This window comes from Deinococcus aquatilis DSM 23025 (assembly GCF_000378445.1).
Lineage (GTDB): Bacteria > Deinococcota > Deinococci > Deinococcales > Deinococcaceae > Deinococcus > Deinococcus aquatilis.
In genome coordinates, this window is record NZ_KB899705.1 from 66,091 (window position 1) to 90,093 (window position 24,003).

Annotated in this window: 22 protein-coding genes; 13 read left to right on the top strand and 9 right to left on the bottom strand. The window is 63.8% G+C overall.

Annotation, left to right across the window (positions count from 1 at the left end; all coding sequences use genetic code 11):
* Positions 1–23: 23 nt before the first annotated feature.
* From F561_RS0108215 to F561_RS0108240, 6 genes are all read left to right on the top strand, one after another.
* Entirely contained in the window at positions 24–794 is a 771-nt protein-coding gene (locus F561_RS0108215) for a hypothetical protein (RefSeq protein ID WP_040380201.1), read from the top strand.
* A 68-nt stretch (positions 795–862) separates the two neighbouring features.
* On the top strand, positions 863–2,164 hold the full coding sequence (locus tag F561_RS0108220) for a glutamate-5-semialdehyde dehydrogenase (protein ID WP_051096853.1): 1,302 nt from the start codon (positions 863–865) through the stop codon (positions 2,162–2,164).
* 275 nt (positions 2,165–2,439) lie between these two features.
* On the top strand, positions 2,440–3,423 hold the full coding sequence (locus tag F561_RS0108225) for an MBL fold metallo-hydrolase (RefSeq protein ID WP_019009479.1): 984 nt from the start codon (positions 2,440–2,442) through the stop codon (positions 3,421–3,423).
* A gap of 270 nt (positions 3,424–3,693) precedes the next feature.
* Positions 3,694–4,941 carry an MFS transporter gene (locus F561_RS0108230; RefSeq protein WP_019009480.1) on the top strand — a complete coding sequence of 416 codons (1,248 nt, stop codon included), beginning with the start codon at positions 3,694–3,696 and terminating at the stop codon, positions 4,939–4,941.
* Between the two features lie 51 nt (positions 4,942–4,992).
* Complete coding sequence (locus F561_RS0108235; RefSeq protein WP_019009481.1) at positions 4,993–5,424, top strand: globin domain-containing protein; 432 nt, start codon at positions 4,993–4,995, stop codon at positions 5,422–5,424.
* 95 nt (positions 5,425–5,519) lie between these two features.
* Positions 5,520–6,614, top strand: a complete 1,095-nt coding sequence (locus F561_RS0108240) for a bifunctional 3-deoxy-7-phosphoheptulonate synthase/chorismate mutase (RefSeq protein WP_019009482.1) — start codon at positions 5,520–5,522, stop codon at positions 6,612–6,614.
* 133 nt (positions 6,615–6,747) lie between these two features.
* Here the strand turns inward: F561_RS0108240 and F561_RS0108245 are convergent, their stop codons facing one another.
* The 3 genes from F561_RS0108245 to F561_RS0108255 are packed head-to-tail and all read right to left on the bottom strand — an operon-like array spanning position 6,748 to position 9,151.
* The gene (locus F561_RS0108245) at positions 6,748–7,398 is read right to left on the bottom strand and encodes a 2'-5' RNA ligase family protein (RefSeq protein ID WP_019009483.1); all 651 of its coding nucleotides are present in this window, start codon (positions 7,396–7,398) and stop codon (positions 6,748–6,750) included.
* A 2-nt stretch (positions 7,399–7,400) separates the two neighbouring features.
* Entirely contained in the window at positions 7,401–8,078 is a 678-nt protein-coding gene (locus F561_RS0108250; protein ID WP_019009484.1) for a helix-turn-helix transcriptional regulator, read from the bottom strand.
* Positions 8,075–9,151 (bottom strand): Mrp/NBP35 family ATP-binding protein, encoded by a 1,077-nt coding sequence (locus F561_RS0108255; RefSeq protein WP_019009485.1) that lies wholly within the window; start codon positions 9,149–9,151, stop codon positions 8,075–8,077. The genes F561_RS0108250 and F561_RS0108255 overlap by 4 nt, the downstream gene beginning before the upstream one ends.
* Before the next feature lie 189 nt (positions 9,152–9,340).
* On the opposite strand from F561_RS0108255, the gene F561_RS0108260 reads away from it, so the two are divergent.
* The 3 genes from F561_RS0108260 (at position 9,341) to F561_RS0108270 (ending at position 12,304) form a co-directional block, all read left to right on the top strand.
* Entirely contained in the window at positions 9,341–10,360 is a 1,020-nt protein-coding gene (locus F561_RS0108260) for a threonine aldolase family protein (protein WP_019009486.1), read from the top strand.
* A 124-nt stretch (positions 10,361–10,484) separates the two neighbouring features.
* Complete coding sequence (locus F561_RS0108265; RefSeq protein ID WP_019009487.1) at positions 10,485–11,492, top strand: CPBP family intramembrane glutamic endopeptidase; 1,008 nt, start codon at positions 10,485–10,487, stop codon at positions 11,490–11,492.
* Between the two features lie 74 nt (positions 11,493–11,566).
* Positions 11,567–12,304, top strand: a complete 738-nt coding sequence (locus F561_RS0108270) for a hypothetical protein (protein ID WP_019009488.1) — start codon at positions 11,567–11,569, stop codon at positions 12,302–12,304.
* 78 nt (positions 12,305–12,382) lie between these two features.
* Here F561_RS0108270 and F561_RS0108275 read toward each other — a convergent pair whose 3' ends face one another.
* The 3 genes from F561_RS0108275 to F561_RS0108285 all read right to left on the bottom strand — a co-directional run bounded on the left by F561_RS0108275 (position 12,383) and on the right by F561_RS0108285 (position 16,147).
* Complete coding sequence (locus tag F561_RS0108275) at positions 12,383–12,883, bottom strand: DUF456 domain-containing protein (protein ID WP_019009489.1); 501 nt, start codon at positions 12,881–12,883, stop codon at positions 12,383–12,385.
* Between the two features lie 151 nt (positions 12,884–13,034).
* On the bottom strand, positions 13,035–13,715 hold the full coding sequence (locus tag F561_RS0108280; protein ID WP_019009490.1) for an NUDIX hydrolase: 681 nt from the start codon (positions 13,713–13,715) through the stop codon (positions 13,035–13,037).
* 95 nt (positions 13,716–13,810) lie between these two features.
* Positions 13,811–16,147 carry an amylo-alpha-1,6-glucosidase gene (locus F561_RS0108285; RefSeq protein WP_157451665.1) on the bottom strand — a complete coding sequence of 779 codons (2,337 nt, stop codon included), beginning with the start codon at positions 16,145–16,147 and terminating at the stop codon, positions 13,811–13,813.
* 222 nt (positions 16,148–16,369) lie between these two features.
* Between F561_RS0108285 and infC the strand changes: the two genes are divergently transcribed.
* The 4 genes from infC (at position 16,370) to thrS (ending at position 20,260) form a co-directional block, all read left to right on the top strand.
* A complete protein-coding gene (infC, locus tag F561_RS0108290; protein ID WP_026298716.1) occupies positions 16,370–17,005 on the top strand; it encodes a translation initiation factor IF-3 in 636 nt (211 codons plus the stop codon).
* Positions 17,006–17,174: 169 nt separating this feature from the next.
* A complete protein-coding gene (locus tag F561_RS0108295) occupies positions 17,175–17,420 on the top strand; it encodes a glutaredoxin domain-containing protein (protein ID WP_019009493.1) in 246 nt (81 codons plus the stop codon).
* Positions 17,421–17,579: 159 nt separating this feature from the next.
* Positions 17,580–18,008, top strand: coding sequence for a DUF805 domain-containing protein (locus F561_RS25110; protein ID WP_019009494.1), 429 nt, complete (start codon positions 17,580–17,582; stop codon positions 18,006–18,008).
* A gap of 302 nt (positions 18,009–18,310) precedes the next feature.
* Positions 18,311–20,260, top strand: coding sequence for a threonine--tRNA ligase (gene thrS / locus F561_RS0108305; protein ID WP_019009495.1), 1,950 nt, complete (start codon positions 18,311–18,313; stop codon positions 20,258–20,260).
* A gap of 70 nt (positions 20,261–20,330) precedes the next feature.
* Here the strand turns inward: thrS and F561_RS0108310 are convergent, their stop codons facing one another.
* From F561_RS0108310 to rapZ, 3 genes are all read right to left on the bottom strand, one after another.
* Positions 20,331–21,362, bottom strand: a complete 1,032-nt coding sequence (locus F561_RS0108310) for a DsbA family protein (protein ID WP_245556472.1) — start codon at positions 21,360–21,362, stop codon at positions 20,331–20,333.
* A gap of 159 nt (positions 21,363–21,521) precedes the next feature.
* Positions 21,522–22,796, bottom strand: coding sequence for a gluconeogenesis factor YvcK family protein (locus F561_RS0108315; RefSeq protein ID WP_157451672.1), 1,275 nt, complete (start codon positions 22,794–22,796; stop codon positions 21,522–21,524).
* A gap of 131 nt (positions 22,797–22,927) precedes the next feature.
* The gene (gene rapZ, locus F561_RS0108320; RefSeq protein ID WP_019009498.1) at positions 22,928–23,770 is read right to left on the bottom strand and encodes an RNase adapter RapZ; all 843 of its coding nucleotides are present in this window, start codon (positions 23,768–23,770) and stop codon (positions 22,928–22,930) included.
* Positions 23,771–24,003 lie beyond the last annotated feature (233 nt).

The following is a 24,003-nucleotide window of genomic DNA, read 5'->3' on the forward strand; positions in this document are numbered from 1 at the left end:
CCTTCACGCTACACTTGACCCTGATGCCTGCCCATGCCGACGCCCCGCCCCTTGCCCTGATTGGTGTGCCTGCCGGAGCCGCCCGCGCCTTTCGTGAACTGGGAATCGTGGCGGTCAGCGTGCCCGATACCGACCTGAAAGCTGTGCTGGATGCCTGCCATACCCTCAGATTCTGTGGGGCGCTTGTCGGTTCCTCTCATGAAGATGCGGTGCTGGGTGCTGTAACCCCCGATGCCGATGCCCGGCGGGTAGGGCGCGTGGACGCGGTGTCGTTTACGGGCGGCTTCGGCACAGGCGGCAGCCACGGCACCTATGCCATGACGGGAGCGTTGATGGACGCTCTGGAGGCCACCGGATACGCGGCACGCGGCGCAAGCGCCGTATTGCTGGGCAACAACGCCGACGATCTGGCCCGCGCCCTGCCTCTCTCACGCCTGGGCTTTACCGATGTGGGCGTGGTGGCTGACAGTGCCCCAGACGCCGAACGCGCCGCCCGCGACCTGCCCGCCGGGGTGCGGAATTTTGCCCTAAGCCGCCGTGACCCCTCTCTGAGTGCTCTGGCCGAACGCGCTGACCTGATCGTGCTGACGGGGGGCGGCCTGCCCGCTGGACTGGTGCAGCCGTACCACACCGTCATCGACCTGACCGGACGCGCCCAGATCACCTCGACCGGGGCCAACAGTCTGGACCTGTCGTCGTTGCCTGCCCGCCGTCTGGTGCGGCAACTGGCCCACGCCACAGGCCAGCGCTTTCATCTGGAAGAGCTGGGAGCGCTGGTTCGGGTACTGGGGTAGTTCCGGTACTGGGGAGTTGCCCACCCAACCCCACCTTTCTGCCTGCCCCGCCCTGTTACGCTGGTTTCATGACGGCAGTTGAGGCGGCAGGCAACATCACAACGACATCGGTGTACGAGATGGGCGTGCGGGCGCGGGCGGCAGGACGGGTTCTGCGCTCTCTGCCCACCGCGCAGAAAGTGGCTGTACTGCACGCCATCGCCGCCGAATTGCGGGCGCGGCAGGCTGGCATTCTGGCCGCCAACGCGCAGGACATCGCCGCTGCACAGGCCGCCGAATTGCCCGCGCACATGGTAGACCGCCTCAGGCTGTCGGCATCCTCGCTGGAAGGCATCGCTGCCGACGTGGAAGCGGTGGCCGCCCTGCCCGACCCGGTGGGTGAAACCACGCCCGAAGAAGTGCAGCCCAGCGGCATCCGCGTCTCTCGGCGGCGCGTGCCCCTCGGTGTTCTGGGTGTGATCTACGAGAGCCGCCCCAACGTGACCGTCGATGTGGCCGCCCTCGCCCTGATGAGCGGCAACGCCGTGATTCTGCGCGGTGGCAAGGAAACCGTATCCAGCAATGCGGCGCTTGAAGAGGCCATCCGCGCTGCTCTGCACGCCCAGCACCTTCCCGCCGATGCCGTGCAGGTCATCCATGACCCCGCCCGCGAGCGGATGCGCGAACTCTTGCGGCTCGATACCCTCGTCGACGCCATTATTCCGCGTGGTGGCGCGGGCCTGCACCGCTACTGCGTCGAGAATGCCACCGTGCCCGTGATCGTGGGCGGCATCGGCGTGGTGCATGTGTATCTGGACGCCTCCTTTACGGCAGACCCGGCAGATGTGGAACAGGCTGTGCAGATCATCCGCAATGCCAAGGTGCAAAAGCCCAGCGCCTGCAACGCCCTCGATACCCTGTTGGTGGCCCGCGCCGCCCTGCCCGCCCTGCCCGCCATCGCCCAGGACCTCGTGTCGCACGGCGTGGACCTGCGGGCCGATGCCGAGGCGTGGGCCGTGCTCAGCGGTGCGGGCGTGCAGACCCAGCCCGCCACCGACGCCGACTACGGCACCGAATTTCTGGCCCTGACCGCCAGTATCCGGGTCGTGGACGGCCTGGAAGAAGCGCTGGATTTTATCGCCCAGCACGGCAACCATACCGACGTGATCCTCACCCACGACCCAGCGCAGGCCGAACGCTTTGTACAGGACGTAGACAGCGCCGCCGTGATCGTGAACGCCAGCCCCCGCTTCAATGATGGCGGGCAACTGGGCTTGGGCGCAGAAGTGGCGATCAGCACGCAAAAACTGCATGCGCGTGGGCCGATGGGCCTGCGCGAACTGACCACCACCAAATGGGTCGTGCGCGGCGAGGGCCAGAGCCGCACCTAAGCAGGCCGAAGTTCATCTTCGAATGAAATGAGTCAGGCGACTCGCAGACTGCAAGGCAGAGGTCTGAGAAGTACGTCCTGGCTCCAAAACTCAGAGTTTCTAAACTTCTGGCAAACACTCTGAGTGTCGCTGAATACTTTCTGCACCCCGGATACCCTTCAACGTTGAAAGGTAATTGCATTTCTCTCTGGATGACGCGTCGCTCACCCTGCCGTCTATCCGGCTTCGACCCATGTCCCGTTGTTCTCTTTGGCCCCTGCGCCGGAGGTTTTTTCATGTCTGACAACCAATTTGACCTGCCCACCGCTCCGCTTGATCGCCGCCGCGCCCTGCAACTTCTGGGCCTGACTGGGGCCGTGGCTGCCGCCTCACCGCTGGCGCTGGCCCAGACGACGCCCGCTGCTGCGCCTGCCGCCCCCACTGCGCCCCAGAACGGCAACGGCTTTTACCGCCAGAAAATCGGGGGAATGACCGTGACTGTCCTCAGCGACGGCACGGCTCCGCTGGCCGCACTGCTGCCCACCTGGGGCGCGAATCCTGACCGTCAGGCCGAGTTTGCCGCGACGCTGGCCGAGTACCATGTCGCCGCCACCAATACGGTTAACCACTTCAACCCCACGATTATCGAAACGGGCAGCAACCGCATCCTGATCGATACCGGGCGCGGCGGCACGGCGGGTCAGATGCTCGCCAACATTCGGCGGGCAGGCATCGACCCCGCCACCATCGACACGGTGTTCATCACGCACGGCCACGGCGACCATATCGGCGGTCTGACCACGGCGGGGCAGCCCACCTTTCCGCAGGCGCGGCACGTGATGGGCGCGGCAGAATTCCAGTTCTGGACGACTCAGGCCAACCCCAACGCAGCGGTGCAGGCCAACCTGATCGGCCTGCGTGACCGCTTTACCCTGATCCAGCCGGGAGCCGAAATCGTGCCCGGTCTGACGGCCATCCTGACCCCCGGCCACACCCTCAACCACCTCAGCGTGCGTGCCCAGAGCGGCGATGCAGGACTGATGGTCTTCGGAGACGCTGCCGGACATTTCCTGCTGAGCCTGAAACACCGGGGCGCTTACGTGGGCTTCGATACCGACGGCGCACTGGCGGCCCGCACGCGCCAACGCCTGTTCGATCAGGTCACCACCGAGGGACTGTGGGTCACGGGCTATCACTTCCCGTTTCACGCGCTGGGCCACATTCGCCGCATGATCGGCGGGGCCTACGAGTACGAACCGACGGTCTGGAACTGGAGCTGAGGCTCTGGGGACGGGCTGTGGGAAGCAGGAAAAACCCGCACCGCTCGGCTCCACCCTGAATTTCTTCCCTTCAGAGGCTCTGGCAATTGCTGCTGGAGCCTCTTTGCTTTTACCCCTGTTCAGATGTACCTTCAGGTATGTCCTTCCCACCCTGGTGATCTGGGCCTCTGGGCTGCCCGAATAAGGCCGCCTGTACCGGACTTTCCCCGCCGCAACGGGGCGCAACCGCTTTTTCTGCGTGTTCGCCTCTTGCCCAAAAGGAACAGTCCCATGAATTTACGTACCCTTAAAAGCCGTCGTGCTCGTCTGCGCCGTTTACCGACGCCCGCCCTGTTTTTACTGGCTGCCCTGGCGGCTGAACTGGTCGATGAACTGGTGGACGGCACAACAGGCGCGGCGTGGCCTTCTCTTCGCTCCGATCTGTCTCTGAATTACGTACAGGTGGGTTTGCTGCTCGGCATTCCGGCTGTATTCGCCAATCTCTTGGAGCCTGCGCTGGGCTTCCTGGCCGATGCGGGCCGCAGGCGCTGGCTGATCGTGGGGGGCGGCCTGTGCTTTGCGGCGGCACTGCTGTTGGTTGCCGCAGCCACCGGGTTCTGGCCGCTGCTCTTGGCGCTGCTGCTGTTCTATCCGGCCTCGGGCGCGTTCGTGAGCCTGACCCAGGCCGCCCTGATGGACGCCGACCCTGCCCGACACGAACAGAATATGGCCCGCTGGGCACTGGCCGGATCGGTGGGCAACCTCGGCGGCCCGCTGCTGGTGAGTTTGGCGGCGGCGCTGGGTGGAGGCTGGCGTCCGGTATTCGTCGGGTTGGCAGGGCTGGCGCTGGTGGCCCTGGCGCTGCTGTGGTCTGTGCGGGCGCAGCTCGATCCATCGGTGCAGTCCTCTCCAGATTCCTCGGTGTCAGGCCCATTCTCAAATCCACTGCCGGACACCTTCTGGGCAGGCTGGCAGGGCCTACGCGCCGCCCTGAGCCGGAGCCAGATTCGCCGTTCCCTGCTGCTGCTCGAATGTGCCGACCTCATGCTGGACATATTCCGGGGCTTTGTGGCCCTGTATTTCGTAGACGCGGTGGGGGCCAGTGCAGCCCAGGCGGGCCTGGCGGTTATCGTCCTGACCGGCGTGGGCCTGATCGGAGACGTGCTGATCGTGCCTGTGCTGGAGCGGGTGTCGGGTGTGGCCTACGTGCGCCTGAGTGCGGCGGGGGTGGCGGTGACGTTCGCCGCCTTTCTGATGGTGCCGCAAATGGGCGTCAAGCTGGCCCTTCTGGGTGTGCTGGGGCTGCTGACCTCCGGCTGGTACGCGGTGTTGCAGGCCCGCCTGTATACCCTGCTGCCCGCCCAGAGTGGCACGGTGATGGCCTTGGGGTCCATATCGGCGGTGCTGGCGGGTCTGGTACCCATTGCGCTGGGCGGGCTGGCACAGCAGTTTGGCGTGCAGGTGGCGCTCTGGGCGCTCCTGTTGGGGCCGCTGGCGCTGTTGCTGGGCCTGCCGCGTGCGTCACTTAAACGCGAGTAATGGTGATGCTGGTTCACCGCTTACCCACCTCTTCCGCGCTAGCCTGCCCGCATGAGCGTCATTCCTCCCAGTTTGCAACTCACGGCGGGCGGCACGCTGTATGACCGGATCGGGCCAGCAGCATTGGCCGACCTCGTGACCCGTTTTTATGGTCTGGTGGCCGAAAATCCTGATCTGGCTCCCATTTTTCCCGCTGACCTGACCGAAACCGCCGAAAAACAACTGGCCTTCCTGACCGGGTTTCTGGGTGGCCCGCCGCTCTATCACGAACGCTACGGTCATCCACGGTTGCGGGCGCGGCATCTGCCACACGCCATTACCCCTACACGGGGGGGGGCGTGGCTGGCGTGTATGCAGGCTGCTTTGCAGGCGACTCCCAGTATCTCGCAGGCCGACGCGCAGGAGTTATACGCCGCACTTGCACGGGTGGCGGCTCATATGGTCAATACTCCAGAACCCGGCCAGATTGAACCCACAGCGTGAGAAACCCCTCTTTGGCGTGCCTGTTTTGGACAACTCTTTTCAATTGACTAGCAAGGCCCACGCCCTAGCAGGCGAGAGTTTCCTACACTGACGCAATGACACAACCGCACCGCAGTATTGACGACCTCCGCGCCGAGGTGGATCAGATCAACCGGGACCTTCTGGTCTTGCTTTCCAGGCGCGGCGAAGTGGTGGCCCAGATCGGCCACGCCAAGACGCAAGAAGGCCGCCCGCACCACTACGATCCCGCCCGCGAAGACAAGCAGCTCAAGGAAATGGAGTCTCTGAACCCCGGCCCCTTTACGGGCGCTGCCGTAAAGGCCATTTTCAAGGAAATCTTCAAGGCCAGCCTTGATCTCGAAGAAAGCAACGACAAAAAGCAGTTGCTCGTATCGCGCAAGGTCAAGCGTGACGACACCGTGCTGGACATCGACGGCGTGCAGATCGGCGGAAATGCCGCCCCCACCATCATCGCTGGCCCCTGCTCCATCGAATCCGAGGAGCAGATGGACCAGACTGCCGCTTTCCTAGCAGGCAAAGGCGTGAAGATCCTGCGCGGCGGCGCGTACAAGCCCCGCACCAGTCCCTACGGATTCCAGGGCATGGGCGTGGACGGCCTGATCATCGGGGGCCGCGCCGCCCGCGACAACGGCATGCTGTTTATTACCGAGGTCATGGATACCCGCGACGTGGAAGTCGTGGCCGAACACGCCGATATCTTGCAGGTAGGCGCACGCAACATGCATAACTTTGCCCTGCTGCGCGAGGTGGGCCGTTCTCGCCGCCCCGTGCTGCTCAAGCGCGGCCTGAGCGCCACCATCGAAGAGTGGCTCTACGCCGCCGAGTACATCCTGTCGGAAGGCAACAACGAAGTCATTCTGTGCGAGCGCGGCATCCGTACCTTTGAGAAGTGGACCCGCAACACCCTCGATCTGTCGGCAGTGGCCCTTGCCAAGCAGGAAACCCACCTCCCCGTGATCGTGGACGTGACCCACGCTGCGGGCCGCCGCGACCTGCTGATTCCGCTGGCTAAAGCAGCCCTGGCTGTCGGCGCAGACGGCATCCACATCGAAGTCCACCCCAGCCCCGCTACCGCGCTCAGCGACAACGAGCAGCAGCTCGATTTCGCCGGATTCGATGGATTTATGGACGCTTTGGCCGGAATGCTGAAGCTGCCTGTGGGTGTCTGAGGTTGTAGGACGCGGGTTGTAGGGTGGAGGAAAAGACCAGAGCAGGACTCTAGAACGTGGATCGGAGAACGTGGTTTGGGTAGTTGCCACGATCTCCGATCCATATTTTTTGTTGTCTACTTCTGGTGCCGAGTCACGCCCCGCCCCCGGCCTGTTCTTCTTTGCCCACTGCCCACTCACCACTCATTACAGCTGGTTTTTCCAGCGGAAAGGTATGCAATTCCTGCACCTCGCCCCGCATTTCCCGCGTCAGACTCAGGGCCGTGACCGTAAAGTGCGAGATGGGCGGCGTCAGGTGGCGCACTTCTTCCCAGAGGTACGCTTCGGCCCAGGGCAAGATGCCCAAAGCCAGGGTCAGGTGCGGCATGTATGAGTCGCCGTCGTACGGAGCCTGACTGCCGGGCAGCACCTCCAGAGCGCGGCGGTGCAGGGCCAGCAACTCGGGCGCACGCTCGCATTCCAGCATCAGGGCGTGGGGAAGCTGTTTCCAGCCCAGAATCCGTACCTCAAAGGGCGGGGTTTCGGCCAGCAGGTGACGGAAAGCGCTGACCAGCTCACGGCTGCCAAGTGCGGTACGGAACGGGGCACGCAGATTCAGATGAGGCAGACCGAATGCCCGCACGTTCAGGCGCTCCTGGGTACGTCGCAGCCAGCCGTCGAGTTCGGCCGGGGGCCACGCCACCAGACTGTGCAGCGGCGCCAACGCCTGAGCCGTGCCCGCAGGCGTCTCATGGGCTGGAATCTGGGCCACACCCGGCACACTGATGGGCGGCGACGGCGGCATGCTCAGGGGCCGATCCGGTAGAGGCAGGCGCTCTGGCCGCAGGCGATCCGCGTTTCGCGGGTCATCGGCACGTTCAGCAACTCCTGGTACAGAGTCAGTTCACTGATACACAGTTCCTGAAATTGCCGCGCCACCGTCAGATTGGGGCAGTTGCGCTTGCTGACCAGCCAGACGTCGCCCTCCTGTTCGGCCACGGCGTCAAAGCCCATGTCGCACAGCACACGCACAAAGGCCTGCACACGTTCTGGCAGGGGAGAAGACCGGGGAACTTCTGCCTGAAGACGGCGTGCGATTTCGGCGCTGCGGGCATCGAAGACCTGCAACACTGCCCCCTGACCGAACAGTTGCTGCACGTGCCGCAGCACATCGACGCACAGACCCGAATACGTTTTGGGAAAGGACGCCTCGCCCTGATCCGTGAGGGCAAACACGTGTTGGGGCCGTCCACGCCCTCCGGGGCGCTCGGTGCGCGATTCGATCAGGCCGCCGTCTTGCAGGTCGCAGAGGTGGCGGCGAGCGGCGGGCACGCTGACTTCCAGCTTGTAGGCCAGATCCTGCGCGGTCTGGGGGCCATGCCGCTTGATCAGCTCCAGCAGTCGCGTTTTGGTGCGCTCGGGGGCGGGCAGGCTGGAACTGGTGGGGCTGCTGGCAGGCTGAGAGTTGTAGGAAGCCAGGCTCATACGACGGTGAGTTGGTCGGGCAGGTCGGCCAGAGATTGGGCCAACGAACGCACGCTGACCTGTCCGGCGAGGTTGCGGGCAATCTGGATCAGGGCCGCTGCCGCTGCCGAATCCGGGTGCGCCAACACCGCAGGCACGCCTGCATCGGCATCCTGACGCACTTCGATGTCTATGGGCACTTCGCCCAGCAGCAGGTGCTCGGCTCCCAGTTTGCGCGAGCCGCCGCGCCCGAACAGGTCATAGGTCAGGCCCGTGTCGGGGGCCACGAAGTAACTCATGTTCTCTACGATGCCCAGCACCGGCACGCTGGCTTTGCGGAACATATCGATGGCCCGTGCCGCATCGATCAGGGCCACGTCTTGCGGAGTGGTCACGATGACGGCCCCCGTGACCTGCACGGTCTGGGTCAGGCTAAGCTGCACGTCGCCGGTGCCGGGTGGCAGGTCTACGATCAGATAATCGAGGTCGCCCCACGCGGCATCTTTCAGAAACTGCTGCACCGCGCTGTGCAGCATCGGCCCGCGCCACACCAGCGCCTGCCCCGCAGGAGACAGGTTCGCCATAGAAATAAAGCGCACGCCGTGGGCCTCTATCGGCTGCATTTTGCGCTCGGCGTTGGCGGTCACTTTGGCCGCACCCTGCCCCATCATGTGCGCCACGGAGGGGCCGTAGACATCGGCGTCCAGCAGGCCCACCTTGGCTCCGTCGCGGGCGAGGGCGGCGGCGATATTCACGGCCACGCTGCTTTTGCCCACGCCGCCTTTGCCGCTGCCCACCAGCAACACATGTTTGACACCGGGCAGGGCAGGCTGAGCAGGCGCACGCACCATTGCGCCGAAGGTGACGACGACATCGGTAATTCCGGGCACGGCCATCACGGCTTCCCGCACATCGCCCTCAATCTTGCCTTTCAGCGGGCAGGCAGGCGTGGTCAGGTTCACCTTCACGGCGGCCACACCGCCCGATACTTCGGCCCGTTCGATCATGCCCAGCGATACCAGATCGCGGTGCAATTCCGGGTCGTTCACGGTCTTGAGGGCATCCATCACAGCGTCCAACGCGGGGTCACGCATATCCCGCCATCATGACGGGTAGGCGGCGAGGCGGCAACTCATGGCCTTACAGTGCGGGGGCTGGGGGAGGTTGTGGGCAGTGGGCAGTGGGAAAGACACCGCACTCAATAGCTCCCAAATCTTTTGACCTTCCCACTGACCACTCCCCACTCACCACTTCCGGCGCGTAGCGCCCCTACACTCTGTCCCATGCCCCATCCCCCCCTGATTGCCGATCTGCGCTCCGATACCGTCACCACTCCTACACCCCAGATGCGGGCGGCGATGGCAGCGGCAGCGGTGGGCGACGATGTGTACGGCGAAGACCCCACCGTGAACGCCCTGCAAGCGGAAGTCGCCCGCCTGACCGGGCACGAGGCGGGCCTGTTCATGCCGTCCGGCACCATGACCAATCAGGTCGCCATTGCACTCCACACCCAGCGTGGGCATGAAGTGATCTGCGCCGAGGGCAGCCATATCTATGAATGGGAACTGGGCATGATGGCGGCCTTCAGCGGTGTGGTGCCCCGGTTCGTGCCCGCGCCTCTGGGTGTGCCCGACCCGGAAGGCGTGCGGGCCGCCGTGCGCCGCAGCATTCACCAGTCGCCCAGTGGCATGATCAGCCTGGAAAATACCCACAACAAGGCGGGCGGCACGGTCATTCCGCTGGAGGTGCTGGCCGGAATCCGCGCCGTGGCCGATCAGGAAGGCCTGCCGCTGCATCTGGACGGCGCACGGGTCTTCAATGCCGCCGCCGCGCTGGACGTGCCCCTTTCCGAGATCACCGGGCAGTTTGATACGGTCAGCGTGTGCCTCAGCAAGGGGCTGGGTGCGCCCGTGGGTAGCGTGCTGGTGGGCAGCGCCGCGCACATGGCTCAGGCGCACCGCTACCGCAAGATGATGGGCGGCGGGATGCGTCAGGCCGGAGTGCTGGCCGCCGCCGCGTTGGTGGCCCTCCAAGATGGCCCCGCTCTGCTCAAAGAGGATCACCGCCGCGCCCGCACGCTGGCCGAGGCGTTGGTCGAAGCCGGATTCTCTGTGAATCTGGCCGCCGTGCAGACCAACATCATCTACGCGACCCTGCCCGACGCCGCCGCCCACGCCGCACGCTGGGCCGAAGCGGGCGTCCATGCCAATGCCCTCGGCCCCGACTCGGTGCGCTTCGTGCTGCACCATCAGATCACGGATGAGGCGCTGGAGCGGGCCATCGGGGTGCTGACGGGGATGTAGGAGATGAGTGGTCAGCAGGAAGTGGAAAAAGATGAAAGGCAACACCTTGATGCTGTCTCTTTTGGCCTTTTCCACTCACTACTGACCACTTACCACTGCCTGTCCTTCGCGCTAGGCTGGCCCCATGACGGCCCCCGACGCCCCTTCATCCCCCACACCAGCACCGCCGGAAGCACACGCCCCGGTGTGGCCCACCGACCAGATTCCGGTGAGGCCTCCTGCAGATTCCGGCATTCGGGCTGTGGACGGCAACCGCGCCGCACTGACCCTGTTGCTGACTCAGAATGTGGTTTCGGGGGTGCTGATGGCCCGGGGTGTGCCGCTGGGTACGGCCTTGCTGCTGTCGTTCGTGGCAAATGCCATTCTGGCCCTGACCGTGTTCCGGCCTGCCATGCGGGCGCTGGTGCAGGATTCGCGCTGGCGTACGCCGCCCTCCTGGGGGCTGGCGATCGCGGCTTTTGTCTTGGCATTTCTGGCGTCGCGGGCCTTCGCCCTGTTTTTTGTGGTGCTGTTTCCCTCTGGTGCCGATGCCATCCCGCAGTTTTTGAGCAAGGGGCCGGATCTGTGGGCCTTGTTGCTGGCGGCGGGCCTCCTGATTCCCTTTGCCGAAGAAGTGGCGTTCCGGGGGCTGATGATGCGCGGGCACGAGCGGGCGGCGGGGTTTACGGTGGCGGCCCTGACCGTCAGCGCCGCCTTTGCCGTCGCGCACGGCGTCCCGGCCAGCGTCGCGGGGATTTTGCCGCTGGCCTACGCGCTGGCCCGCCTGACCCAGCACACCGGAAGTTTATGGAACGCCGTGATCGTCCACGCCCTGAACAATTCCATTGCTGTCGGTCTGGGCGCATTCCTGGCAGGCCGTAACCTGCCGGACCCCACCGAGACGGGCGACCTGCTCCGCAACCCCGCGCTCACGGTTCCGCTGGCGTTGGGGGCGCTGCTGTTTGGTGGCGTGGTGCTGCTGGTGCTGCATCTGTGGCTGGTGCCCAGACCCGATCCTGCGGTCAGAAGTGTGCCGGGACCCTGGCTCAGTGCGGCCTATGTGGGGGTGGTGCTGTTTGGCGTGGTGGCCGCCCTCCTGACCCTGCCCGCCATGGCGCAGGTCTTTGCCAATCTGCAAGGAGCGCTGCGCTAGGCACCACCGCTTTTGCCGTGGGGTGAAAAATACCCCATTCACCTTGGCCCTGCTGGCCCGCTACAGTAAGCCCGATGTCCCGCCGCCCCCGCAAACTGAAACCCGCGCCACTGATTCCGCCGCCTGCCAGCGCACCCGCACCGCTGCCCATCGACCTGCTGACCGGGCCGCGTGGATTTGGTGCCCAGCTGGCCCAATCCGAGCCGTTGTGGTGGCGCTACTGGGCCGCAGTGGTGGTCACGGCGCTGCTGTCGGGCGTGGCTTACGCGCTGCTCGTGCGTCCCGCCGCGAATCTGGCCGCCGAGCTGACCAAAACTGCCGCCCCGCCCCTGATCGTGCATCTCACCAATGCCTTCGGCAGCGTGTTTCTGACTGTGCTGACCTTTGGCGTGATGTGGGGTCTGGGGCGACTGGGCGCGGGCCGGGGCCAGAGCCTGCGCGGAAGCCGCGTCGCAGAGATCTTCAGCGCCTCGTTTGCCCTGCTGGTGCCGCTCTATCTGCTGGTCATCGTCTTGGCCCTCAGCACTCCGGCCAGTGCGTGGCTTCCTTCCGGGGCGGCACTGGCAGCGGCAGGCCAGAACCCGCGCCTGATCCAGCTGGCAGCGTTGGCTTCTGCCGCGCAGACCTCCGGCGCATTGGCTCTGGGAATCGTAACTGTTCTGGGAACGGTGGCCCAGTGCGCGTTGGCCTTCTTCGCCCTGCGCGAAACCGTGGGCAATACGGGCCGGGCTGCCCTGGGAGCACTTCTGCCTCTCCTCCCCGCCCTGCTGGTGGGATTTATTGCCATCGCACCGCTGCTGCTGGCCCGCTGAGCGCTGCCCATAACATCAGAGGCTCCGGTGCATTGGCTGGAGCCTCTGTTTTCGTTTCCCGCTTTTATCCAAATAGGCTTACCCAAACACACTTTTGGCCGGGTCCCACAGCCGCCACAGTTCGTAAATCCCGATCAGGAGGTGCAGTACCAGCTTGGCGACCAGTCCGGTCAGCAGGCCCACCAATGTGCCCCACGCCGCCCGGATGGCTTCCGCCACAGGTTTACGGACCACGAACAATTCAGCGATCAATGCCCCTGCCAATGGCCCCAGAATCAGTCCGAAAGGAATAAAGATCCCCACCAGACCGCCGATGAGTGCGCCCCACACGGCCTGCTTGCTGCCGCCGTATTTGCGTGCGCCCCAGGCACTCGCTACGTTATCCACCATGGAAATCAGGAAGGTGATGACCGCGAAGGTCAGCAAGAAGGGAAGATCGGGCCACACCTGAAAGCCGTCAATCAGGGTGGCCGCCACCGTTCCGGCGAAGATGATGACGGTGGCGGGTACGGCAGGAACAAACGTGCCGATCATGCCCAGAATCCACGCGACGAGAAAAATCAGAAAAGCAAGACTCATACGCTGTATGGGTACGCGGAAAGTGGGTCGAGGGTTCCGGTCGTTCCGAAGGTGGCGCGGCCAGAAGGGTATTCATGGCTCAGGCCGCAGAGCCGGACAACGCCCTGGTCAGGTTCAGGTTTCTGGCCTGAAAGCCTCTGTTGCCACTGCTTTACAGCGCTGCCACCCGCGCATTTTTGGCCCGTTTGTACAGCTGGGCGGGCCGTCCGACGCCGCTGCGCCGTTCTCCACTGGGGGTCAGAATGCCGAGGGTCAGCAGGCGTTTGCGGAAATTGCGCTTGTCCAGCTTGCGGTTCAGGATTGCCTCGTACACGCCCTGCAATTCGGGCAACGTAAAGGTATCGGGCAAAAATTCGAGGGCAAGGTTGGCATATTCCAGCCGCAGTTGCAGCCGCTTGATGGCCCTGTCCAGAATCAGGTGATGATCGAAGGCCAGAGGCGGCGGCTGATGGGCACTCAGCCAGGCCGCGCCCAATGTATGCCCGCCCGCCGTGACGCGCACCGTGCCGTGGGGCAACACCGCCAGGTGCGCCACACTCACGATCCGGCCACGTGGGTCACGGTCTACCTCACCGAAGGTATAGAACTGTTCCAGGTGGCGGGGTTCGAGCTGCACGGTGGTTTCGGTGCGGAGTTCGCGCAGGGCGGCCTCGTGCAGTTCTTCGCCGCCCTGCACGAAGCCGCCCGGCAAAGCCCAGTCGCGGGCGTGTGGCAACGCGCCGCGCTGCACGAGCAGCACCCGCAGTTCTCCGGCGTGCATGGCAAACGCGGCCACATCCACGGCCAAGCCGACTTGCATGGCCTGCGGCGGAAGTTCGAGCGTGCCTGTCATCCACGGATGGTAGGGTTTGTGTCCGGGGTACGTCAAGGGCAAATCTGACGATAAGTGTGATGGGCGCTGGGGGTACTCAGCCCACCAGACGCGATTTAGGACAGATTTTGTGTTGCTGCCTGTTCGGCCCGTGCCACCAGGACATGTGCCCGCAAGACCTCGGCCACGCTCCAGGCCTGAAAGGGGCAGCCGCCGGGCGTCAGGCTGTCTCCGGCAAAGACTTCCGAGACGTGACCCAGCCCCGCTTCCCAGATGTGCCCGGTCAGCCCTGCCAGCGCAGCACGGGCGCGGCGCATTTCTCCCCGCGACAGCAGCACTTCTACAAATGCGCCCAGCGGCCAGGGCCACACCGTCCCCTGATGGTAGGCCGCGTCGCGCACCAGTTGCGGCCCGCCGTAGTTGCCCAGGTAGCGCGGGTCAAGGGGTGAGAGGGTGTGGAGGCCCACCGGAGTCAGCAGATGCGCTTCTATGTCCCGAATGACGGCGTCGGTCTGGGCGGCAGTGGCGGGGGTATCGGGGAGTGCCAGCGCAATGGCGGCATTGGGGCGCACGCTCCAGTCGGGCTGCCAGTGGCCGTCTGCATCCGGGGCCAGCAGATCGGCCAGAGTGGCGCGGGGCGGCTCAGGTGCACTCGGAATGGCAGACGGCCTGGGCACCTGTGCCCCTCCATGAGCAGATAAAAAATTGCTGTCGCCCATGCCGATGCTGCCTATGCCGAACACTCCTGTCAGGCCCCCCATGCCCACGGGTCTGATCCCCAGCGACCCTATCCCCAGCGGCCCTCTGTCCAGTGACCCCATGTCCATGCCTCCGGGTGCAGACGGGCTGGTGGGCGTCTGCACCTCGGCCACCGGACGTTGCTCCTGATTGCCTTCCTGAGTACCTCCCAGGTCTGCTCCCCACAGTGCGCCGAATCCCTGGTGTGCGCGGCCCAGCACTCCGACATACATCGGGGCCTCCCCCAACGCCTCCGACAGGCGGGCTTCGGCCCCCAGTGCGGCCAGCCACAGCGCCTGAATTTCTACCGGTTTGCCGTGCCGGGGCGTCACCACCCAGTCCTTGATCTTCACATCCATCCACGTCAGTTGTACGCCGGGTTCTCCGGCCCGCAGCAGGCCGTCGGTGGGGTCGGCGGCAATGCCGTGATCGGTGCCTTCCAGATGCCAGCGCAACAGCTCGCGCAGTTGGGGCAGGGCTGCCCGCGCAAACGGGCCGTCGCCCGTGGTACGGGCATACCGCTCCAGCGCCACCGCCAGCCAGAGTGCGCCGTCTACGGTATTGAACCCCGCGCCTGTGCCGTCGTCATGAAAATTGTTGGGCGTCAGCCCTCGCCGCAGCGATCCCAGAAACGTGCCCAGGATTTCGCGGGCTTCTTCGTATCTGCCCGTAACCAGCGTCAGGCCAGAGAGGGCGATCATGGCGTCGCGTCCCCAGTCGGCAAACCAGGGATAACCCGCGATCACGCTGAGGCTGCTGCTGGCCGCGCCCACATTCACCCGCTGGACCAGATAGGCGTCGGCAGCCACGGCCAGCGTCGCCACCACTTCATCCCGCACGCCCGACGCCCGCCAGGCCTGCTCGGCCAGTTGGCGGCGGCGCAGGGCTTCCTGCCCGTAGGCGGCCCAGGGGTCGGCCACAGCGGGCTGGTCTGTGCCGGGCATCACGCCCTGGACCACCAGGCTCACCTGCCCGCCTCCAGCCGGAACATGCACCTGCCAGAGCGCTGCGCCCCGCGTGTATTCCACCTCCGGTTCTCCGCGGGCGGCGTCGTGGCGGTAGTACACCCGCTGCGAAAAGGGAGCCGGGGTCAGAGGATCAGCCGTCACTCCCGCCCCCTGCGGCAGATGCAGCGTGACCCGCGTTTCCCGCTCGCCCTGCACGCGTACCTGTCGGCCTCCCGGTTGAACGGCAAAGCCCAGGTCGGGGGCGGCGCGGTGAACATGGTGCATATCCCGGTCGACAAAAAATCCGCCCAGCGTCAGCGTGACGGGCACGCGGCTCTGAACCTCGTACAGATACACCACCGCGCCGGAGTGCCGGGGCGCACACATCCGCCGCCGCACCTGCACGCCGCGCACCAACTGTTCACGCTCGGGCAACAGATCCCAGATGGTCGCGCCCGTCAGAGTTTCCAGCCCGCGCCCCTCGAACACACCAGGCGCGATTTCCAGTGCGTGCAGGGGTATTTCTTCATTTCCCACGCGCAGCACCTCCAGCGGCGACACCAGATGCGAATAACGTCGCACAGGCGGCTGCTGACTGACTGCCAGACCTGAGTAGCAGCGGGTCGGCACGCCCGCCAGACTGCTCAGGGCAAATCCGCCGAGGCCATCGGTCAGCAAGACCTCCAAATCCGCGTTGCGGGCGGCCAGTGGGCCAAAGGTGTAGGCCGAAGCTGGGTGAGGAGAAACAGGAGAGGGCAAAGCGGTCATGTCTGACAGCATGGCAGAGCGCAGATGAGGCGGCAGCAACAGAGCATGGCGCGACGCTCAATTTCAGATGAGTGGTCGCCATGCCAGAGAAGGGCGGGCCGCGTGGTAAACTCAGGAGTCTGCCCACCCGGAAGTCTGGTCTATACCAGCCCTGCGCTGAAACCAGAGAAGACAGGTGGGCCACAGCCGTCCAGAGCGCCAGCGTGCGCCGGGCGTGCGGAGGTGATGAACATAGCGAAAGAACACAAGGTCAACGAGCAAATCCGCGTCCGTCAGATCAGGTTGATTGGAGACGGCGGCGAGCAGATCGGCATTATCGACACGCGTGATGCCATGGCGATGGCGCGTGAGAAGGCTCTGGATCTCGTCATGGTGAGTCCTCAGGCCGTGCCGCCCGTCTGCCGCCTGCTCGACTATGGCCGGTTCCGCTACGAGCAGCAGCAGAACGAAAAAGAAAACCGCAAGCGCGTGCGGTCTCAGGAAGTCAAGGCCATCAAATTCCGCGTGAAGATTGATGACCACGATTTCGATACCAAGGCCGGACATGTGCGCCGCTTCCTCAATGAGGGCCACAAGGTCAAAGTGACCATCATGTTCCGTGGCCGCGAGCGTACGCACCCCGAACTCGGAGAGCGTATCTTGCACCGCGTAGCCGATACGCTGGCTGATGTGGGCGCACCCGAAGGAATGCCGAGCATGATGGGCATGGACATGAACATGATCATGACCCCCAAGGCTCCCCGCAAGGTGGACCCGCGCACCGCCGATATCGATCTGGAAGCTGACCTGCCTACCGATGTCGATGTTGCCGAAGCTCCGGCTTCTGCGGCTGCACCAGAAGCCCCGGCTCAAGCCTAAACTCCAGCCCTGCTCAAACGGCCTGCCCTCTGTGGTGGGCCGTTTTAGTCATGGTTTACCCACGGTTCAGGCGTTTTGACTTCTGATGCTTTATTTTGTAAAGTATAGGGAGACAGATCAGGAGTCGGAGCGGTTCTGACCCCACCCCAACCACTCAGGAGGTTTTCCCATGATCAAAATGTATACGACCAGTTGGTGCCCCGATTGCCACGCCACCAAAGCCGCCCTCAAGAAGAAGGGACTGGACTTTGAAGAAATCAACATCGAGCAAGACGACAGCGCTGCTGAATACGTGATGAGCGTGAACGGTGGCAGGCGCAGTGTGCCCACGCTGGTCAGCGGCGACGTGGCCGCCAGCCTCAGCGGATTTCGCCCGCAGAAGCTGGACGCGTTTCTGGCACAGGCCGGACTCTAAGAACTTAAAGTTCAGCAAAGTATTTGCGGCGGCACGGTTCCTGTTGGGAGCCGTGTTTTTCCATCTGTCTAGACGGCTTTACCGTGCGAGTCTAATTTATCCCATGCCTGCCTCATTTGCGTCACACGAGCTTAAAATAAATGTCATGTTGATGTGGATATGAATGAATTTCTGAGCGTTTTTCGCAACAATTATGCCAACTTCACCGGACGTGCACGACGCCGGGAATACTGGATGTTTTCCCTGATCAACGCCCTTGTCATTTTTGCGCTGGAAATTCCTTTCCTTTTACTCGCGCTTCCATCAATGTCTCAGGACAGTGAAACTTCTCCAAGTGCCCTGAGTTTGGTCAGCTTACTTCCTCTGGTCATTTACTACTTTGCTGCGCTCATTCCTGCGTTGGCGCTGTGCATTCGGCGTCTGCACGATACGGGCCGCTCTGGGTGGCTCTACCTTCTTATTCTGGTGCCTTTGGTGGGTAGCATTATTATCATCGTCTTCTTTGCCACCGACAGCCAGCCCGGAAGCAACAAGTGGGGGCCAAATCCCAAAGGCACGGCTGCGGTACAGGGCGGCGCTTGGGGCTGACCTGTTCAGAGCGAACCCGGCTGGCTTGCCCCCGCCCCCTTTGCCCGCTATCCTGACGGTATGAACTTCGCCGCCGATTCATTCAGACCCAGACGGCCCGGTCTGAGGGGGCGCGGCGGGATGCGGCAGCGAATGCTTTTGCAGCCCAGCCTGATCACACGAACTTCACGCGCCTGAGAACCCACGCGGCTCTCAGGCGTTGTGCTGGCAAGTGTTGGGCCGGGTTTTTTCGTGCCCCGTGTGGGCGGCTGTGCAGAGCAGGTCAGCAGGTACAGCACATAGAGCAGGACAAAGGAGTGTAAATGCACGTAGTTCTTCCCGATGGAAAACAACTGGACCTGGAGGCGGGCGCAACCGCGCTGGACGCCGCCAAAGCAATCGGCCCACGCCTTGCTCAGGACGCGCTGGCGGCCACGGCCAACGGCGACCTGATCGACCTGATGACGCCGCTGCCCGAGGGCGCACGCATCACGCTGATCACCAAAAAGAACCCCGCTGACGCTGCGCCCCTGTTCCGGCACTCGCTGGGCCACGTCATGAGTCAGGCAGTGGGCGAATTCTATGAGCGCAAAGGCTTCGGCCCCGAAGCCATCAAGCGCGGCGTCGGCCCCAGCATCGAAAACGGCTTTTATCAGGATTTCGACCTGCCCGAGCCGCTGAAAGAAGAGGAATTGCCCCAGATCGAGGCCATCATGCGCGAGATTCTGGGCCGCAATCTGGAATTCTCGCGGGCAGAGGTGAGTAAGGCCGAGGCGCTGGCCCGCTTTGCCTACGATCCCTACAAGGCCGAGCTGATCGCCGCCCTTCCCGAAGACGAGCCGATCACGTTTTACACGCAGGGCAACTACACCGACCTTTGCCGGGGGCCTCACTTTCCCAGCACGGGCAAGTTGCCTGCCGCCTTCAAGCTGATGAGCACCTCGGGCGCGTACTGGCGCGGCAACGAGAAAAACCCGATCTTGCAGCGGGTGTACGGCGTGGCGTTCGCTTCCCAGAAGGAACTGGACGAGTACCTGACGCGCCTGGAAGAAGCCAAGCGCCGCGATCACCGCAAGCTGGGCCGCGAGATGGAGCTGTTTACCATCGATCCGCTGGTGGGGCGCGGCCTGCCGCTGTGGCTCCCCAACGGAACCATCCTGCGCGAAGAGCTGATGCGTTTTCTGCGTGAACAGCAATTCCAGCGCGACTATCAGGGTGTGATCACGCCCAATATCGGCAATCTGGAACTGTACAAAACCAGCGGGCATTATCAGAACTACGGCGATTCCAACTTCAGCCCGATCACCGTGGACGACGAGCAGTACATGCTCAAGCCCATGAACTGCCCCCACCATGTGCGGATCTATGCCAGCAAGCCGCGCAGTTACCGTGATCTGCCCGTGCGCCTGGCCGAATTCGGCACGGTGTACCGCTACGAGCAGTCGGGCGAACTGAACGGCCTGACGCGGGTACGCGGCTTTACGCAGGACGACGCCCACATTTTTTGCCGCCCGGATCAACTCAAAAAAGAGTTTCTGGATGTGCTTGACCTGACGGTGCTGGTCTTGAAGACCTTCGGCATGAACGACGTGCGCTTCCGGGTGGGCACGCGTGACCCCGAAGGCAGCAAATACGTGGGCAGCGATGAAAACTGGGCCGCTGCCGAGCGCGGCATTATGGAAGCGGTGGAAGAAGTGGGCTTGCCCTACACGGTCGAACCTGGCGACGCGGCTTTTTATGGCCCCAAATTGGATTTTGTGGTGCGCGACGTGATCGGGCGCGAGTGGCAGCTCGGCACCATTCAGGTGGATTACAACCTGCCCGAACGCTTCGACATCAGCTATGTGGGCGAAGACGGTCAGGATCACCGCCCGGTCATGATTCACCGTGCGCCGTTTGGCAGCCTGGAGCGCTTCGTGGGCATTCTGATCGAGCATTACGGCGGAGATTTCCCGCTGTGGCTGGCCCCGCGCCAGATTGCCCTGATTCCGATTGCAGATCGCCACAACGAGTACGCCGAGAGCCTGGCCGCCGAGTTCAAGCGTGTGGGCCTGCGTGCCGAGGTGGACGATTCCACCAACCGCATGAACGCCAAGGTCCGTAACGCCGAGTTGTCCAAGATTCCGGTGATGCTGGTCGTGGGCGATCAGGAGCAGGAGCGCCGTGAAGTCAGCGTGCGCGAACGCACCCCCGAAGGCCACAAGGAGCGCAAAGGCGTCAGCTTTGATGCCCTGCTGGCCGAATTGCAGGAGCGATACAACTCGCGGGCATAAGCAGGAATAAGCAGGAAGGTGGATCGTGGAAAGAGCTTCTGACCACGATCCACGGTCCACTTTTTATGCTCTACCGGAAGCTTTGAAGCCGCTGCCCGATCACCGTTGACGCGCTGGGTTTGGCCTGCGTGATGGCCTGCACCGCCGCGATTTCGGCGGCGTCGGTGTAGTCCGACAGCTTGACACCGTTGAGGAACACGGTAGGCGTGCCCTGAATATTCACGACCTCTCCGGCGGCAAGTTGCACGTTCACGCTGTTCTGAGAGGCGTGATTGGTCAGGCAGGTTTTGAAAGCGGTGGGATTCAGCCCAGCAGTCTTGGCATAAGCAATGAAGCTGGTGCTGACGGCGGCGGCAGTCTGCGGCGTCCAGTCGCTGTAGCGGGCAAACAGCACGTCGGCATAGGCCCCGAATTTGCCCTGTGCCCCGGCGCACTCGCTGGCTTCGGCGGCAGCAAAAGCATTTTTATGGAAAGACAGGGGAAACTGGTAGTGCAGCACGCGGTATTCGGCGGGTTTGGCCTTCCAGTCGGTCATGGCCGTATCCCAGAGTTGCTTGCAGTAAGGGCACTGAAAGTCGCTGAAAACGCGGAGCACGTTGGGCGCACCTGCCTTGCCCAACACATTTTTGGTGGCCGGGAAATTGCTGTCGGGCTGGATGTTCAGGGCCACGTACACGCTCCAGCGGGATGCGGTGTCCTTGCCCACCAGTTTCACTGCGATCAGTTCGGTTCCGGCGTCGTCGGTCAGCTCTACAAACCCGGCGCGGGCGGTGGCCTGAAACTTGGGATCATTGAAGGTCTTGACGAGTCCGGCCAGATTGCTTTCGGGGCTGCCCCACGCGGCCAAGATGGCGCGGGCCACATCCTCGGAGTTGTCCAGCGCGGCTTCGGCCAGGATGCCCACCGTGCGCCCGCCTGCCGTATCCAGGGTGATGTTGGAATCGCCGTGGGTCAGCACATTGCCCACCGCCGCGAAAGGCTTCAGGATGTCCTGTGTTTGCGTTGCCGCCAATGGTTGCAACAATTGTGCCTGTGCCGGGGCCAGCGCACATAAAAGGGCCAATCCCATTACAATTCTCAGCGTTTTCTTATCTCGTTTCACCTGCCGAGTTTAGCGGAGAATGAGAAAGTTTAAGGAAGGAAATGCAGTTCAAACCTGTTCTGAATCGGGGGTTGTCTACGCGGTGCCGCCACTTCCCCGGCAGCCTTCAGGTCTGGTGCGGCGCTTTCCTCTGCAACTGGGGCGTCCTTCCTGATCTCCTTACGCTGCGTTCCGGGCGCGGGAAATCAGGTTCAGCAGGGCGGCTGCCAGTGCCGCAGGATCATGGCGGGCCTGTCCATTCTGGAGCAGGGCAGCGCTGCGAACCCGGCCCCGCAGGTCACGGCTGGCCCCAGTCAGATCCAGCACCGATGCCCCCTCGGCGGCGTAACGCTCGCGCACGGCTTGCGGTACGGGTTCGCTGTTCATTAGCACGCAGTCGGGCATCCGGCCCAGATGTGCGGTGATGGCCGTCACATGGTCTTCCAGCGTCAGGCCAGTGGTTTCTCCGGGTTCGCTCATCAGGCTCGCCACGTACACCAGGGGCGCACCGGAGTCGCACACGGCCCGCGCAATATCAGGAATCAGGAGGGCCGGAATGATGCTGGTAAACAGGCTGCCCGGCCCCAGGACGATCATTTCGGCCTCTTTGATGGCCTGCAACACGGCGGGCAGCGCGGGCAGATCGGGCGGGTCAAGGCGCACTTCGCGGATTCGGGCCTGACCCACGCTGCTTGCCAGTTGGCTCTCGCCGCGAATCTCGCGCCCGTCGCTCAGGGCGGCCACCAGGGTGGTGGGCTGCGTGGTGGCCGGAAACACCTGACCCCGCACCCGCAACACGTCATGAATATCCTGCATGGCCGCGCCCAGGCCGCCCTGTTCTTCGCTGAGGGTCGCCAGCATCAGGTTTCCGAAAGTATGACCCTCGATGCCGTCGCCGCGCCCGAATCGGTGCAGCAGCAGGCGGGCCAAAACGGGGCTGTCGCTGAGGGCTGCGTAACAGTCGTTCAGGTCACCGGGAGCGATCATGTCCAGCGATTCGCGCAGGCGTCCGCTGGAGCCGCCGTCGTCGGCCACCGTGACTACCGCCGTGATGTTGCCCGTGTGGACTTTCAGACCCATCAGCAGGTTAGACAGGCCGGTCCCGCCGCCCACGGTCACCACCCTCGCGCCGCGTGCCAGATGACGGCGTTCGTAGATCAAGTCCACCACTGCCGTACCCGGAGCCGTGCCCGTGCCGCGCAGCATCGAGCGGTTCAGCATGGCGATGCTCCAGAGTGCGCCCCCCAACGCCAGGACCATCAGACCCACACCGACCACGTACAGCGGCAGCACTTCTGGCTCGGTAAACTTGTTCAGCCACAAAATCCAGCGCGTGGCCGTGAAATGCAACGGCCCAGTCCAGGTAAAGTGCAGAAATCCCAGTGCCCCCGTAAAGGTGCAGATGGCAAACAGCGTCAGCCAACGCTTGACCCCCATTCCCGGAGAGAGCCACATTCGCGCCTGACGCCGAACGTGGCGGCCTGTCTTGCGTGCCTCGTCACGGCGTCTGGGGATGGTGGGTTGTTGCTCTGCTTCTTCTGGTACGTCTGCCTCTAGCGGCCTGCTGTTCGGAGGCGGCACGGTGGTCATAAATCCTCGTGCAATTTCATGTCGCGGTGGTCGGTCACGTGGGCATGCAGCTCAGAGAGATCGGTCGCCAGCCGGGCCGTGACTGCCACGCTGCGGTGTTGCCCACCCGTGCAGCCCACCGCCACCGTATAGCCGCGCCGCCCGGAGGCCTTGGCCCGCGAAGCCGCCAACCGCACGAAGTCGCGTACCTCGCCGTAAAAGTCGTTCGAGGCCTGATCCTGAAATACGTATCCCGCCACGTCCGCCTCCAGCCCCGTTCTGGGGCGCAATTCCGGATCGTAATAGGGGTTGGGGAGGGTGCGCACATCCACGACCAGATCAGCGTCGCGGGGGGGCGCATGCTTGAAGCCGAAGCTCATCAGCCGCAGGTCGAATTCCTGCTCCAGCCGGAACAGCCGCATGACCCGCTCGCCGAGTTGCGCGGCGCTCAGGGGCGTCGTATCGATCACGGTATCGGCAATGGCCCGCAGCGGGGCCAGCAGATCGCGCTCGCGGGCAAAATCCAGCATCAGTGACTCGCCCAGCGGATGCTCGCGGCGGGTCAGGTTGTAGCGCTTGAGCAGCACTTCGGCATTGGCCTCCAGAAACAGCACATGCAGGTCCTCACGGCGGCGAGACAGGCGCACATAACTGTCTTCCAGAGCGCCCAGAAAGTCGCGGGTACGGGCATCGGTGCTCACAGCCACCTTATCCAGCTTCCGCGCCACCGAGAGGTCGTGCATGGCCCCCCACAACTCTGGAGGCAAGTTGTCGGTGATGAAGAACCCCGCGTCTTCCAGCGTTCTGAGCGCGGTGCTCTTTCCACTTCCCGACAATCCTGAGACGACCACAAACGGCATGGGGTCAGTTTACGCGGATTGAGGCGGGGTGGGGGCTTTGTTGTCAGGGAGCTGCATTCGGTGTTGGAAGGTGACCCCCCAGTCGGCTTCGCCGCCAGCCCCCTTGAAGGGGAGCGCAAAAGCTTTAGTCCTCACCTCTAAGGGGGCGTTGCGCCAGCAACGGGGGGGTTCACCCTCTAGCTCAGTCACCTTGCCCCCACAAAACAACACGGCCCACACGCTCTCCACGCGGG

Coding starts and splice junctions, on each gene's coding strand:
- F561_RS0108215 (WP_040380201.1), top strand. CDS start 24: ATGCCTGCCCATGCCGACGCCCCGCCCCTTGCCCTGATTGGTGTGCCT.
- F561_RS0108220 (WP_051096853.1), top strand. CDS start 863: ATGACGGCAGTTGAGGCGGCAGGCAACATCACAACGACATCGGTGTAC.
- F561_RS0108225 (WP_019009479.1), top strand. CDS start 2,440: ATGTCTGACAACCAATTTGACCTGCCCACCGCTCCGCTTGATCGCCGC.
- F561_RS0108230 (WP_019009480.1), top strand. CDS start 3,694: ATGAATTTACGTACCCTTAAAAGCCGTCGTGCTCGTCTGCGCCGTTTA.
- F561_RS0108235 (WP_019009481.1), top strand. CDS start 4,993: ATGAGCGTCATTCCTCCCAGTTTGCAACTCACGGCGGGCGGCACGCTG.
- F561_RS0108240 (WP_019009482.1), top strand. CDS start 5,520: ATGACACAACCGCACCGCAGTATTGACGACCTCCGCGCCGAGGTGGAT.
- F561_RS0108245 (WP_019009483.1), bottom strand. CDS start 7,398: ATGCCGCCGTCGCCGCCCATCAGTGTGCCGGGTGTGGCCCAGATTCCA.
- F561_RS0108250 (WP_019009484.1), bottom strand. CDS start 8,078: ATGAGCCTGGCTTCCTACAACTCTCAGCCTGCCAGCAGCCCCACCAGT.
- F561_RS0108255 (WP_019009485.1), bottom strand. CDS start 9,151: ATGCGTGACCCCGCGTTGGACGCTGTGATGGATGCCCTCAAGACCGTG.
- F561_RS0108260 (WP_019009486.1), top strand. CDS start 9,341: ATGCCCCATCCCCCCCTGATTGCCGATCTGCGCTCCGATACCGTCACC.
- F561_RS0108265 (WP_019009487.1), top strand. CDS start 10,485: ATGACGGCCCCCGACGCCCCTTCATCCCCCACACCAGCACCGCCGGAA.
- F561_RS0108270 (WP_019009488.1), top strand. CDS start 11,567: ATGTCCCGCCGCCCCCGCAAACTGAAACCCGCGCCACTGATTCCGCCG.
- F561_RS0108275 (WP_019009489.1), bottom strand. CDS start 12,883: ATGAGTCTTGCTTTTCTGATTTTTCTCGTCGCGTGGATTCTGGGCATG.
- F561_RS0108280 (WP_019009490.1), bottom strand. CDS start 13,715: ATGACAGGCACGCTCGAACTTCCGCCGCAGGCCATGCAAGTCGGCTTG.
- F561_RS0108285 (WP_157451665.1), bottom strand. CDS start 16,147: ATGACCGCTTTGCCCTCTCCTGTTTCTCCTCACCCAGCTTCGGCCTAC.
- F561_RS0108295 (WP_019009493.1), top strand. CDS start 17,175: ATGATCAAAATGTATACGACCAGTTGGTGCCCCGATTGCCACGCCACC.
- F561_RS25110 (WP_019009494.1), top strand. CDS start 17,580: ATGAATGAATTTCTGAGCGTTTTTCGCAACAATTATGCCAACTTCACC.
- thrS (WP_019009495.1), top strand. CDS start 18,311: ATGCACGTAGTTCTTCCCGATGGAAAACAACTGGACCTGGAGGCGGGC.
- F561_RS0108315 (WP_157451672.1), bottom strand. CDS start 22,796: ATGTGGCTCTCTCCGGGAATGGGGGTCAAGCGTTGGCTGACGCTGTTT.
- rapZ (WP_019009498.1), bottom strand. CDS start 23,770: ATGCCGTTTGTGGTCGTCTCAGGATTGTCGGGAAGTGGAAAGAGCACC.